The 12,973-nt window shown below is 63.2% G+C and carries 15 protein-coding genes; 8 read left to right on the forward strand and 7 right to left on the reverse strand.

The annotated features are described in order from the left end of the window. Positions 1 to 9 precede the first annotated feature (9 nt). The 6 genes from ACT6VE_RS25580 to ACT6VE_RS25605 all read left to right on the forward strand — a co-directional run bounded on the left by ACT6VE_RS25580 (position 10) and on the right by ACT6VE_RS25605 (position 5,200). On the forward strand, positions 10 to 1,002 hold the full coding sequence (locus ACT6VE_RS25580; protein WP_444801151.1) for an RluA family pseudouridine synthase: 993 nt from the start codon (positions 10 to 12) through the stop codon (positions 1,000 to 1,002). Then, positions 1,002 to 1,667 carry an HAD-IA family hydrolase gene (locus ACT6VE_RS25585; RefSeq protein WP_444801193.1) on the forward strand — a complete coding sequence of 222 codons (666 nt, stop codon included), beginning with the start codon at positions 1,002 to 1,004 and terminating at the stop codon, positions 1,665 to 1,667. Before ACT6VE_RS25580 ends, ACT6VE_RS25585 begins: the two co-directional genes overlap by 1 nt. Beyond that, positions 1,660 to 2,445, forward strand: coding sequence for an ATP12 family chaperone protein (locus tag ACT6VE_RS25590; protein ID WP_444801152.1), 786 nt, complete (start codon positions 1,660 to 1,662; stop codon positions 2,443 to 2,445). The genes ACT6VE_RS25585 and ACT6VE_RS25590 overlap by 8 nt, the downstream gene beginning before the upstream one ends. A 72-nt stretch (positions 2,446 to 2,517) precedes the next feature. Next, complete coding sequence (locus tag ACT6VE_RS25595) at positions 2,518 to 3,171, forward strand: hypothetical protein (protein WP_444801153.1); 654 nt, start codon at positions 2,518 to 2,520, stop codon at positions 3,169 to 3,171. 88 nt (positions 3,172 to 3,259) lie between these two features. Further along, on the forward strand, positions 3,260 to 4,792 hold the full coding sequence (locus ACT6VE_RS25600) for an acyl-CoA carboxylase subunit beta (protein WP_444801154.1): 1,533 nt from the start codon (positions 3,260 to 3,262) through the stop codon (positions 4,790 to 4,792). Between the two features lie 24 nt (positions 4,793 to 4,816). Continuing rightward, a complete protein-coding gene (locus ACT6VE_RS25605; RefSeq protein ID WP_444801155.1) occupies positions 4,817 to 5,200 on the forward strand; it encodes a DoxX family protein in 384 nt (127 codons plus the stop codon). Here ACT6VE_RS25605 and ACT6VE_RS25610 read toward each other — a convergent pair. From ACT6VE_RS25610 to ACT6VE_RS25640, 7 genes are all read right to left on the reverse strand, one after another. Further along, positions 5,197 to 5,511 (reverse strand): DMT family transporter, encoded by a 315-nt coding sequence (locus ACT6VE_RS25610; RefSeq protein WP_444801156.1) that lies wholly within the window; start codon positions 5,509 to 5,511, stop codon positions 5,197 to 5,199. The two genes, ACT6VE_RS25605 and ACT6VE_RS25610, sit on opposite strands and share 4 nt — an antisense overlap. A gap of 160 nt (positions 5,512 to 5,671) precedes the next feature. Beyond that, entirely contained in the window at positions 5,672 to 6,505 is an 834-nt protein-coding gene (fghA, locus tag ACT6VE_RS25615; protein WP_444801157.1) for an S-formylglutathione hydrolase, read from the reverse strand. Positions 6,506 to 6,523: 18 nt separating this feature from the next. Then, entirely contained in the window at positions 6,524 to 7,180 is a 657-nt protein-coding gene (locus ACT6VE_RS25620) for a DUF1345 domain-containing protein (protein ID WP_444801158.1), read from the reverse strand. Then, positions 7,177 to 7,638 carry a YaiI/YqxD family protein gene (locus ACT6VE_RS25625; protein ID WP_444801159.1) on the reverse strand — a complete coding sequence of 154 codons (462 nt, stop codon included), beginning with the start codon at positions 7,636 to 7,638 and terminating at the stop codon, positions 7,177 to 7,179. The genes ACT6VE_RS25620 and ACT6VE_RS25625 overlap by 4 nt, the downstream gene beginning before the upstream one ends. 20 nt (positions 7,639 to 7,658) lie before the next feature. Beyond that, positions 7,659 to 8,123 carry a GNAT family N-acetyltransferase gene (locus ACT6VE_RS25630; protein ID WP_444801160.1) on the reverse strand — a complete coding sequence of 155 codons (465 nt, stop codon included), beginning with the start codon at positions 8,121 to 8,123 and terminating at the stop codon, positions 7,659 to 7,661. After that, positions 8,120 to 9,247 (reverse strand): S-(hydroxymethyl)glutathione dehydrogenase/class III alcohol dehydrogenase, encoded by a 1,128-nt coding sequence (locus ACT6VE_RS25635; protein ID WP_444801161.1) that lies wholly within the window; start codon positions 9,245 to 9,247, stop codon positions 8,120 to 8,122. The genes ACT6VE_RS25630 and ACT6VE_RS25635 overlap by 4 nt, the downstream gene beginning before the upstream one ends. 85 nt (positions 9,248 to 9,332) lie before the next feature. After that, on the reverse strand, positions 9,333 to 9,737 hold the full coding sequence (locus ACT6VE_RS25640) for a helix-turn-helix domain-containing protein (protein WP_444801162.1): 405 nt from the start codon (positions 9,735 to 9,737) through the stop codon (positions 9,333 to 9,335). A gap of 168 nt (positions 9,738 to 9,905) precedes the next feature. On the opposite strand from ACT6VE_RS25640, the gene ACT6VE_RS25645 reads away from it, so the two are divergent. Then, positions 9,906 to 10,847 carry a DMT family transporter gene (locus ACT6VE_RS25645; protein WP_444801163.1) on the forward strand — a complete coding sequence of 314 codons (942 nt, stop codon included), beginning with the start codon at positions 9,906 to 9,908 and terminating at the stop codon, positions 10,845 to 10,847. 97 nt (positions 10,848 to 10,944) lie between these two features. Further along, positions 10,945 to 12,897 (forward strand): acetyl-CoA carboxylase biotin carboxylase subunit, encoded by a 1,953-nt coding sequence (locus ACT6VE_RS25650; RefSeq protein WP_444801164.1) that lies wholly within the window; start codon positions 10,945 to 10,947, stop codon positions 12,895 to 12,897. The last annotated feature ends 76 nt before the right edge of the window (positions 12,898 to 12,973 follow it).

The raw sequence follows: 12,973 nt of genomic DNA on the forward strand, positions 1-12,973 counted from the left end.
AAGGCGAAGATGGCAGGCATTGAACACAGGCAGGTGGAGAACGACGAGGCGGGCATGCGCCTGGACCGGTGGTTCAAGACCCATTATCCGGGCCTCGGCTTCGGTCCGCTCCAGAAGTTGCTGCGCTCCGGGCAGGTGCGCGTCGATGGTGGCCGCGTCAAGAGCGACACCCGCGTGCAGCCGGGACAGACGATCCGCGTCCCGCCGATGGAGGTCGACGCCAAGGCTGCGAAGGCCGGGCCGATCGCCGGCCGCGATCTCAAACATTCCTCGGATCACGAACTTCTCTCCCGCATGCTGCTGCACGAGGACGACAAGGTCATCGTGCTGAACAAGCCTCCCGGCATCGCCGTACAGGGCGGATCGGGCATCAACCGGCATATCGACCAGATGCTCGAAGCCTGGACCAGCCCGAGGGGCGAGAAGCCGCGTCTCGTGCACCGTCTCGATCGCGACACGTCCGGTGTGCTCGTCGTCGCCCGCACGCGTGGTGCGGCGCAGAAGCTGACCGCTGCCTTCCGTGAGCGCGATACCAAGAAGACCTATTGGTCGCTGGTGCTGGGCGTGCCGAAGAAGCGCGAAGACAAGATTTCGACCTGGCTCGTGAAGGAGCAGACGCCGGACGGCGACCGCATGCGCATCGCCAAACACGGCGAAGACGGCGCCGACCACGCGGTTTCTTTCTACCGCATCATCGAGCAGGCGGCGCAGAACTTCGCCTGGCTGGAGATGGAACCCTATACCGGCCGCACGCACCAGCTTCGCGTGCACGCCGCCCATATCGGCCATCCGATTATCGGCGATCCGAAATATTTCGAGGCCGAGTTCAACTGGGCCTTCCCGGGCGGCGTGCAGAACAAGCTGCATCTCCACGCCCGCCGCATCGACGTCCCGCACCCCTCCGGCGGACGGTTGCGCGTGACGGCGCCAATGCCGGCGCACATGGTGCAGACCTGGAACCTCTTCGGCTTCGACATGACCTCGGCGGACGAGGAAGAATGATGCGACTGGTACTCTTCGATTGCGACGGCACGCTGGTCGATAGCGTCGGGCTGATCCATGAGGTCATGGCCCGCACCTTCGTCCATTTTGGCCATGTGCGCCCCGATGTTTCCGAGACCAAGGCGATCATCGGCCTGACACTCGACATCGCGATTGCACGCATGCAGGGCAAGCCGCATGTCGACGACGAAGCGCGGGCCATGACTGCGCATTACAAGGCGACCTATATGGGCGTGCGCGGGGAGCCGGGTTTCCAGGAGCCGCTTTTCCCGGGCATCGCGGAGATGATGGCCAGGCTGGAGCGGGAGGACGACCTGATCCTCGGCGCGGTCACCGGCAAATCCCGCCGCGGCCTCGATCTCATCCGCGCGACCCATGGATTCGACAAGACCTTCTTCGTCTCGCGTACCGCGGACGATTGCCCGTCCAAGCCGCATCCGGCCATGGTGACGGAATGCTGCAGCGAAGCGGGAATCGATGCCGCGCGCACCGTTGTCGTCGGAGACGCGATCTACGATATGCAGATGGCGAAGGCGGCCGGCGCGAAGGCGATCGGCGTTTCCTGGGGCTATGCCAGCGTGCCCGAACTGGTGGAGGCGGGGGCGGACCACATCCTGCGCACGCCCGCCGACCTTCTCGAATGGTTGGAGATTTCCGATGCGTGACATCCTGAGCGACCTTTCCGAAGCGATGAGCGATCCCGATCCGGTGCGCCGCGCACAGATCCAGATGAAGCGCCCGCTGCCGAAGCGTTTTTACAAGGACGTCTCGACCGACGCTGCCGAAGAGGGTTTCCGCATCCTGCTCGACGGCCGCCCGGTGCGCACGCCCGGCAAGAAGCTGCTCGCCGCGCCGACCCAACCGATCGCGGACCGCCTGCGCGCCGAATGGGACGGGCAGGGCGAGGAGATCAACCCCGCTAAAATGCCGGTGACGCGTCTGGTCAACACGGCCATCGATGGGGTTGCCGACAATTTTGACGCTGTCTGCGAGGAGATCGTGCGTTTCGCCGGCACCGACATGTTGTGTTACCGCGCCGATTCGCCCGCCGGTCTCGTCGATCGCCAGCGCGAGGACTGGGATCCGATCATCCGCTGGGTTGCGGATGCCAAGGGTGCCCGCTTCATCCTCGTCGAAGGTGTCATGCATCAGGAGCAGCCGGCGCCTGCCATCGCCGCATTTGCAGCGGCACTTGCCGTCTATCGTGACCCATTGGCACTCGCCTGCGTACACACTGTAACGACGTTGACCGGTTCGGCGCTTCTCGCGCTTGCGCTTGCCGAGGGCGTGATCGATGCCGACAAGGCCTGGTCGCTCGCCCATATCGACGAAGACTGGCAGATCGAGCATTGGGGCACGGACGAAGAGGCCTTCCGTCGTCGTGAGCTCCGCCGCGAGGAGATGGATGTTGCAACTTCCGTGCTCGCCGAGATCCCGCGCTGAACAGGATTTGTTAAGATTCCCGCGCCATTTTGGCGCGCCAGAACTCCCCCATCGCATACCGGTAGACATTCCATGCAGTTCCTTCTTCGTGCTCTCCTGTCAGTCAGCCTTCTCTTCGTCGCGCCGCTTGGCGCTGCTGCTGAAGGATTTCCCGTCCGGGATATCCGGAAAGTCGTCGTCAGCGGCGACGATAGCGTGCCACCGACCGTCCTGAAACGCACCGGCGAGCACCTGAAGCGCTCTGCCAAGGCGACACGTCGTGCCGTTTCGATCGATCGCGCGGCGATGGATGTGCGCGTGTCGGGCGTCACCCAGTCGGCAGGTGGCCAGAGTTCGGCCAACGTGACGATCATGCTCTCCGACCTCAAGGGCAGCACCTCGTTGCGCCAGGTCATGACGGTCAATAGTTTCATGCCGGGCCGCAAGGGACGCGAGGCCGCGCTCGCCGATGCGATCGCCAAGCGCGTGGCGATCGCCTACCATCTCGCCCCGGTTGCTACTGGCAAGGCCGCCAATGACAAGCGCCCCGGCAAGGGGCGCAAACATGCCGGTCGCCAGCGTGCGCCGTCCACACGTCAGGTCGTGCAGACCCATTCGCGCAAGGACAGCGGCCCGCTCGTCATCCCGACCGAGGCCGCGCGGACGGTTCGTTCGCGGGCGCTTTCCGAAGGCTCGCAGAAAAAGGTCGCGCCCTGCGTCGTCACCCAGGCAATTGCCTGCGATTGATCGCCTAAGACCATCGATCTAGGCAGAGGCCCTTCAAGCTCCCGATCCCGCATGCTAAGCCATTGGTGAAACGGGAGGAACCGAAGGCATGAAGGAAATTCTCCACGAGCTCGAAGTCCGGCGCGAACGCGCCCGCATGGGCGGCGGCCAGGTACGCATCGATGCCCAGCACAAGCGCGGCAAGCTGACGGCGCGCGAACGCATCGATGTCTTTCTGGACGAGGGCTCGTTCGAGGAGTTCGACATGTTCGTTGAGCATCGCTCGACAGATTTCGGCATGGAGAAGTCGAAGATCGCGGGCGACGGTGTCGTCACTGGCTGGGGCACGGTCAATGGCCGTACCGTCTTCGTCTTCGCCAAGGATTTCACGGTTTTCGGCGGCTCGCTTTCCGAAACCCATGCCCAGAAGATCATGAAGGTCCAGGACATGGCGCTGAAGAACCGCGCGCCGATCATCGGGCTTTACGACGCGGGAGGCGCACGCATCCAGGAAGGCGTCGCAGCGCTTGGCGGCTATGCGGAAGTCTTTCAGCGCAACGTGCTCGCCTCCGGCGTCATCCCGCAGATTTCGGTCATCATGGGGCCATGTGCCGGCGGCGACGTCTATTCGCCGGCCATGACGGATTTCATCTTCATGGTGCGCGACACGTCCTACATGTTCGTGACCGGCCCGGATGTGGTGAAAACGGTGACGAACGAGACCGTTACCGCGGAAGAACTTGGTGGCGCCTCCGTGCACACGACGAAATCGTCGATCGCCGACGGTGCCTATGACAATGACGTCGATGCGCTGTTGCAGGTGCGCCGCCTCGTCGATTTCCTGCCGCAGTCGAACACATCTCCCGTGCCGGAGATCGAGTGCTTCCAGTCGGTCGAGGATGTCGATGAGTCGCTCGACACACTCATCCCGGCCAATGCCAACAAGCCTTATGACATTAAGGAACTGATCCTCAAGACCGTCGACGAGGGCGATTTCTTCGAGATCCAGGAGAGTTTTGCCAAAAACATCGTCTGCGGCTTCGGTCGCATCGAAGGTTCGACGGTCGGCTTCGTCGCCAACCAGCCGATGGTGCTGGCCGGCGTGCTTGATTCCGACGCCAGCCGCAAGGCCGCGCGCTTCGTGCGCTTCTGCGACTGCTTCAGCATTCCCGTCGTGACCTTCGTCGATGTCCCGGGCTTCCTGCCGGGCACCGCGCAGGAATATGGCGGCCTCATCAAGCATGGCGCCAAGCTGCTCTTCGCCTTTGCCGAGGCGACCGTCCCCAAGGTGACGCTGATCACGCGAAAAGCCTATGGCGGCGCCTATGACGTGATGGCGTCAAAACATCTGCGCGGCGATATCAACTATGCCTGGCCGACGGCGCAGATCGCCGTGATGGGCGCGCGAGGGGCAGTCGAGATCATCTTCCGCAAGGATATCAAAGACCCTGAGAAGATCGCAGAACACACCAAGATGTACGAGGATCGTTTTCTCTCGCCCTTCGTTGCGGCGGAACGCGGGTATATCGACGAAGTGATCATGCCGCATTCGACCCGCAAGCGCATCGCCCGCGCGCTACGCTTGCTGCGCAACAAGGATCTGGAAAATCCGTGGAAGAAGCATGCTAACATTCCCCTCTGAGTGAAACGGAAGGGAGTGAATGGCATGTTCGACCGATTGTCCGCCTATCGGCCGCAAGCGCTGGGAGTGCTTCGAATCATGACCGCGCTGCTGCTCATCGAGCACGGCACGCAGAAATTCTTCAATTTTCCACCGGCCGAACAGCCCTTCGGCGATCTCATGAACCTGATCGGCCTGGCGGGCGTGCTGGAGATTGTCGGCGGCCTGCTGATTCTGGTGGGTCTTTTCACGCGGCCTGTGGCCTTCGTGCTCTGCGGCTTCGCGGCGGTCGCCTATTTCATGGCGCATGCGCCGCAAAGCTTTTTCCCGATCAACAACCGCGGCGATGCAGCGGCGCTGTTCTGCTTCATCTTCCTGTATCTGACCGCCGCAGGGCCGGGGGCTTTCGCCCTCGACAACCGTCGTTAGGCCGCAAACTTCAGCCCAAGGATGCCGGTGACGATGAGCGCAATGCAGCCCATGCGCATCGCCGTTACCGGCTCGGCGAAGAGGAAGATGCCGAGCATCACCGTGCCGACGGTACCGATACCGGTCCAGATCGCATAGGCCGTGCCGATCGGCAGCGTTTTCACGGCAAGGCCGAGCAGCACGATCGAGATGACCATCGAGCCGGCGGTGAGTGCCGTGGGAAGCGGTTTGGTGAAGCCGTCGGTGTATTTGAGGCCGATCGCCCAGCCGATTTCAAAAAGGCCGGCGAGAGCGAGAAGAATCCAGGGCATGATGCCTACTCCGTTTCAAAGGAGCGAGGCCGTCCCCGCGATCGTGACCGGACGAAACGTCCGGCGGTAGTCGTCTACCGGGCGGACTATTGCCGATCCGGACGGGAAGGGCAAGGGCAGGGGTGACATGTCAGCCATGCACCCCGGCCATATCTCTTCCTCAGCCGAGGCGTTCGGCATGCCATTTCAGGTGATCGTCCATGAAGGTCGAGATGAAATAGTAGGAGTGGTCATAACGCTCGTGCATGCGCAACGTCAGCCCGATATCCGTGCCCTTGATCGCCTCCTCGAAGAGCCAGGGCCGCAGGCCGTTGTCCAGGAAGCCGTCGGCCTTGCCCTGGTCGATCAGGAATTCCGGGAAACGGGCGCCGTCGGCGACAAGCGCGCACGCATCGTATTCACGCCAGGCTGCCTTGTCGGCCCCGAGATACTTTTCGAAGGCGGGCATCGACCAGTCGGCGGTCGAGGGTTCGACGATCGGCGCGAAGGCCGAGCAGCTCTTGAAGCGCTCCGGGTTTTTCAGCGCGATCGTCATGGCGCCATGACCACCCATCGAGTGGCCGAAAATGCCCTGGCGGCTCATGTCTATGCGGAAGTGTTGGCTTACGAAGTTCGGCAGCTCCTCCGTGACATAACTGTACATCTGGAAGTTTTCGGCCCAGGGCTGCTCGGTGGCGTCGAGATAGAAGCCGGCGCCCTTGCCCATCTGCCAGTTGGTGAGTTCGTCCGGCACGTCGTTGCCGCGCGGGCTGGTATCCGGGCAGACGATGATGAGGCCGAGTTCGGCGGCCATGCGGCGGTACTCACCCTTTTCCATCACGTTTGCATGGCTGCAGGTGAGGCCGGAGAGATACCACAGCACCGGGCGCGGCTCCTGGATCGCTTGCGGCGGCACGAAGACGGCGAAGGTCATTTCACCTTTGCAGGCCTCGGAATCATGGGTGAACACACCCTGCATGCCGCCGAAGGCGGTGTTCTGGGACAGCACTTTCATCAGGAAACTCCGATTATGTCAGGTTGCGAGCGACACCGCCGCGTTGACGGCAGCGGCGACCAGCACCGTGTTGAAGAAGAAGGAAACCACGGCGTGCAGCAGGTTGACCTTGCGCATCGCCGTCGAGGTGATGGCGACGTCCGAGGTCTGCGCCGTCATGCCGATGACAAAGGCGAAATACAGGAAATCATAGGCGCCGGGTGCGGCATCCCCCGGGAAATCGAGGCCGCGGCCGGCGTCGCGGCCGGTTTCCGCGGCGCCGGGCCGCCAGTAAAGATGGGCATAATGCATCGCAGCCATCGTGTGGATGGTGAGCCAGCCGAGCGCGACGGACGCGAAGGCAAGGAGGAATTCCGCAAGTGACGCCGCCGGCCGGTTCAGCACCACGAAGAGCGACCCCGTCGAGACGGCGGCGGCGGCGAAGGTCACGCCGAAGATGATGGCCACCGGCTCGTCGCTATCCGTCGCATAGTGTTCGAGATGGGCGGCCGTGAGGTAGGGCACGCGCCAGGCGGTCAGCAGCAGATAGCAGAGGAAGAAGGCGACGGCAGCGATCTCGATGGCGAAATCCGGCTTCAGCCAGAGCGCAACCGCGAGGCCGAGCGCCGCCGCGCAGATGCCGGCATAGAAGGGGACGTGGCGCCCAAAGATCCTCTGCCCCGGATCCTTGCTCATGCAGCAGGCCCCGTGCGGGCATTTTTCGCGCGGCGGCAGAGGCGATCGAGCGTTTCGAGGAAGGCGGAGCGGTCGCGCGGCGAAAAAGCGGCGTTGTAGCCCTTGCTTTCACCGGTCTCGCGCAGATGCGCGCCAAGGTCACGCATGGCGCTCGCCATGCCGATATTGGTCTTGTCGAAGAGCCGGCCGGTCGGGCCGGTCACGTGCGCGCCCTTCTCGACGCAGCGCACCGCAAGCGGCACGTCGGCCGTTATCACGATGTCATCGTCGCCGACATGGTCGGCGATCCAGTTGTCCGCGGCGTCGAAGGCGCCGGACACGATGATGTTCTTCACCATCGGGTCCCGCGACGGGCGCAGGCCGGAATTGGCGACGAAGGTCACTTCCATCTCGTGCCGTTCGGCAACCTTCAGGATTTCGGCCTTTACCGGGCAGGCATCGGCGTCGACATAGATCATGGTGCTGTTCTTTTGCATGCTCAAGAATGGCCGGCAGGACGCTGCATGTCGATATGCGGAATATCGTCCTCGACATATTCCTCCGATGTCGGCGTGAAGCCAAGGGACCGGTAGAAGCGCTCCAGGTGACTTTGCGCGGACAGCGCAATCGGCTCGCCGGGAAAATGTATTTCGCAGACGCGGATCGCTTCGCGCATGACGGCGTCACCAAGGCGTTTGCCGCGATGATTGGGTGCGACAAGCACCCGGCCTATGCGTGGCGGCGCGTCGAGCGGCCGCCACAGTCGCGCATAGGCGGCCGTCTCACTGTCGATCAGCAGGCGAAGATGAAGCGCTTCCGGGTCCTTGCCGTCCAGTTCCGGATAGACGCAGGCCTGCTCGACGATGAAGACATCCACGCGCAGCTTAAGCAGCGCATAGAGTTCGACGGCGGAGAATGCATGCAGCCTCCGCACGTCGACGCTGTAGTGGTCCGTAGACGTCAATAGACCACCACGCCGCGGATCGATTCGCCCGAATGCATCAGCTCGAAGCCCTTGTTGATGTCCTCGAGCGGCATGGTGTGGGTGATCATCGGATCGATCTGGATCTTGCCCTCCATGTACCAGTCGACGATCTTCGGCACGTCGGTGCGGCCACGCGCGCCGCCGAAGGCGGTGCCCATCCAGTTACGCCCGGTGACGAGCTGGAACGGACGGGTGGAGATCTCCTGGCCCGCACCGGCAACGCCGATGATGACAGACTTGCCCCAACCGCGATGCGAGGCTTCCAGCGCCTGGCGCATCACCTTGGTGTTGCCCGTGCAGTCGAACGTATAGTCCGCGCCGCCGATCAGGTCGCCGTTGCGCTTCGTCATGTTGACGAGATAGGGCACGATGTCGTCGCCGACTTCCTTGGCGTTGACGAAATGCGTCATGCCGAATTTTCTGCCCCATTCCTCGCGGTCGGGGTTGATGTCGACGCCGATGATCATGTCGGCACCGGCGAGCCTCAGGCCCTGCAGCACGTTGAGGCCGATGCCGCCGAGGCCGAAGACGATGGCCGTCGAGCCGATCTCCACCTTCGCCGTGTTGATGACGGCGCCGATGCCGGTAGTGACGCCGCAGCCGATGTAGCAGATCTTGTCAAAGGGCGCGTCGGGATTGACCTTGGCGAGCGCGATCTCCGGCAGGACCGTAAAGTTCGAGAAGGTCGAGCAGCCCATGTAATGATGGATCTTGTCCTTGCCGATCGAGAAGCGCGAGGTACCGTCCGGCATCAGGCCCTGGCCTTGGGTGGCGCGGATCGAGGTGCAGAGGTTCGTCTTGCGCGACAGACAGGAATAACATTCGCGGCATTCCGGCGTGTAGAGCGGAATGACATGGTCGCCCTTCTTCACCGAGGTTACGCCAGGGCCGACATCGACGACAATGCCGGCGCCTTCATGGCCGAGAATGGCGGGAAACAGGCCTTCCGGATCGGCACCCGACAGCGTGAAGTCGTCGGTATGGCAGATGCCGGTCGCCTTGACTTCAACCAGCACTTCGCCGGCGCGCGGGCCTTCAAGCTGTACGGTCATGATTTCCAGCGGCTTTCCGGCCTGAACGGCAACGGCGGCGCGTACGTCCATCTTCTATCTCCCTATGCGGATTCTCTATTCGGGCGGACCATTGCAGAGCCGGTCCGACGCCTCAAGTGCGGTAATGGCAAAAATGTCAGCCGTGATCTGATTTGATCAATTTGGCGATCTCGGCTTCGAGCGCTGTGATCGCCTTGCCCGTCTGGTCGTGGAGTTGGTGGATTTCACGAAGTTGGCGCAGCAGCGGGTGCAGGTGCTCGTCACCGGTCGGGTCCGCCGGCGCCTCGCCGATGCCGGCGATCAACCAGGAGGGCGAGACGGAGAGCACGCCGGCGAGCATGAACATCGCCTTAGTGTCGGGCTCGGCGTGATCGCGTTCCCAGCCGCTGACCGTTTCTTCCGGCAGGCCGAGGCGGGAGGCGAGATCTGCCAGAGACAGGCCCAGCGCATCGCGCGCCCGCCAGATGCGGCCGCCGAGCGTATCGCCGTCGGCGCGGCCGGAAGGAAAGGGGATCGTGTTGTTCTCGCCGGGAAAGGTCATCGCGGCCTCCATTGTCTTCGCCGAGAGTTTACAGGCAATCCGCGATCGCCTTCTACCTCAAATGCGCCGCTTCGCGACGCCTGCGTGCCGGTAGTCCGGGGGGCAGGATTTACGGCATTGCGGGACGGCGGAAAAGGGCTATGCAGGGGCGATCCAGGGAGTCGCATCATGAGCACCACGACGGACCAACAGGACGGAAGTATCATGCGGGGCGTCGTGCTGATGTCCGTCGCCATGCTGCTTCTGCCCGGCATGGACGCGATCGCCAAATATATGGCGACATTTGCGGACATGTCGCCCGGCCAGGTGACGTTCTACCGCTTCTTCTTTCAGGTCGTCTGCACGATCCCGCTGATCTTCACCGCCGCCGGTGCCGCAACCTTGCGGCCGAAGCAGCCGTGGCTGAACCTGCTGCGAGGCGCCATCCACGGCGCGGCAAGCCTGCTGTTCTTCGCGGCGGTCAAATACATGCCGCTCGCCGATGTCTTCGCGATCTATTTCGTCGAGCCCTTCATCCTGACGGCCATGTCCGCCACCTTCCTCGGCGACAGGGTCGGCTGGCGGCGCTGGCTTGCCATCATCGTCGGCTTCGGCGGTGCGCTCATCGTCATCCAGCCGAGCTTCGTGCTGTTCGGCTGGACGGCGCTGCTGCCGGTCGCCTGCGCCTTCCTCTATTCGATCTACCTCTTCATGAATCGCGCGCTCGGCGATGCCGATTCGCCGCTGACCATGCAGACCATCGCCGGCTTCGGCGGCACGATCTTCATGGGCGCAGCACTTTTTGCGGGCCATTCGGCCGGCATTGGCGATTTTGCCCCGTCGCTGCCGACATCGGTCTTTGCGCTCGTCCTGCTCATCATCCTTGGCGCGCTGTCCGGCTATGCGCATATGCTGGTCGTGCGCGCCTTCCGCATGGCTCCGCTGTCACTGCTCGCACCGTTCCAGTATTTCGAGATCATCTCGGCGACCGTGCTCGGCTACGCGATCTTCGGCGACTTCCCGACACCGTCGAAATGGCTCGGCATTGCCATCATCGTCGCCTCCGGCCTCTTCATCATCTGGCGCGAACACAAGAACCGGAAAGCTTCGGCCGACATCGCCTTCGACTAAAGTGCCTGACGCAACGGGTGAATAGCGGTTGCGGTGCCGTTGTACGGGCAGGGTGTTTGTGGCTACAACTCCCGTCTGAGACTGCCGGGAGGAAAGCATGTTCAAGAAAATCCTGATTGCCAATCGCGGCGAGATCGCTTGCCGCGTCATCAAGACGGCACGCAGGATGGGCATTGCCACTGTTGCGGTCTATTCCGATGCCGACCGTGACGCCCTGCATGTCGAGATGGCGGACGAGGCCGTACATATCGGCCCGGCGCCTGCGGCTGAAAGCTACCTCATCGCGGAAAAGATCATCGCCGCCTGCAAGGAGACGGGCGCCGAGGCGGTGCATCCCGGCTACGGCTTCCTCTCGGAGCGCGCCAGCTTCTGCGAGGCGCTGGAAGCCGACGGCATCATCTTCATCGGCCCGAAGCCGAAGGCGATCCGCGCCATGGGCGACAAGATCGAATCGAAAAAATTCGCCAATGCGGCCAATGTCTCGACCGTTCCGGGTTTTTTGGGCGTCATCGAGGACGCGGCCCATGCCGAGCGCATCGCCGGCGAGGTCGGCTATCCTGTGATGATCAAGGCCTCGGCCGGCGGTGGCGGCAAGGGCATGCGCATCGCCTGGAGCGAGGCCGAGGTGCGCGACGGCTTCGACCGTGCCCGCTCGGAAGCGAAAAGCTCGTTTGGCGACGACCGCGTCTTCATCGAAAAATACATCGTCGATCCGCGCCATATCGAAATCCAGGTGCTGGCCGACGCACACGGCACGGCGCTCTATCTTGGCGAGCGCGAATGCTCCATCCAGCGGCGAAACCAGAAGGTCGTCGAAGAGGCCCCTTCGCCCTTCCTCGACGAAGCGACGCGGCGCGCGATGGGCGAGCAGTCGGTAGCGCTCGCCAAGGCCGTCGACTACCAGAGCGCCGGAACGGTTGAATTCATCGTCGATCGCGACCGCAATTTCTACTTCCTCGAAATGAACACGCGCCTGCAGGTCGAGCATCCTGTGACGGAACTCGTGACCGGCATCGACCTTGTCGAGCAGATGATCCGCGTCGCTGCCGGTGAGAAGCTGGCACTGGCGCAGGCGGACATCAAGCTCAACGGCTGGGCCGTCGAAAGCCGGCTCTATGCCGAAGATCCCTACCGCAACTTTCTTCCCTCTATTGGCCGCCTTACCCGTTACCGTCCGCCCGCCGAAGGAAAGAGCGGCGAAACGGTGGTGCGCAACGATACCGGCGTCTACGAGGGGGCCGAAATCTCGATGTATTACGACCCGATGGTGGCAAAGCTCTGCACCTGGGCGCCGACCCGCCTCGAGGCCATCGACGCGATGAGCGATGCGCTCGACGGCTTCGTGGTGGACGGCATCGAGCACAATGTACCGTTTCTCGCTGCCCTGATGCGCCATCCGCGCTGGCGCGAAGGGCGGCTTTCCACGGGCTTCATCGCCGAGGAATATCCGGATGGCTTTGCGCCGATGGCGCCGGATGCCCAACAGGCCGCCATTCTCGCCCGCATTGCGCTCTCAGCCCACCTCATCGATGCCGAACGCCGCGCCCATCATCTCGATCGGCTGCGCCCGGGCGCCACGCAGCGCAAGGACTGGGTGGTGAAGATCGGTGACGCCTATCACACGCTCGCCACGGACGACGCCGTCCAGAGCGATTGGCGGCCCGGCGAGGCGGTCTGGCATGGTATGATCGACGGCCGCGGCGTGACCGCGCAGCTGCGGCCCTTCCCGAACGGCATGCGCATCGACTGGCAGGGCCTTTCCGTGCGCAGCCGTGTCTTCACACCGCGGCTTGCCGAACTCGACGCTCTGATGCCGGTAAAGCTGCCGCCGGATACATCGAAAATGCTGCTTTGCCCGATGCCGGGCCTCGTCGTTTCCATCGCCGTCAGCGAGGGGCAGGAGGTGAAGGCGGGCGAAACGCTGGCCGTCGTCGAGGCGATGAAGATGGAAAACGTGCTGCGCGCGGACCGCGACCTGACGGTCGGCTCCATCCATGCCAAGCCGGGCGAAAGCCTGGCCGTCGATGCCGTGATCATGGACTTCGCCTGATCTGCGGTTCTTAACGTTTGTTAGGAAGTTGCCGTTAGCCTAGCCCTGCCTGCCATGACGGACAGGGAGGATGGGC

This window comes from Shinella sp. (genome assembly GCF_052438155.1).
Taxonomy (GTDB): Bacteria; Pseudomonadota; Alphaproteobacteria; order Rhizobiales; family Rhizobiaceae; genus Shinella.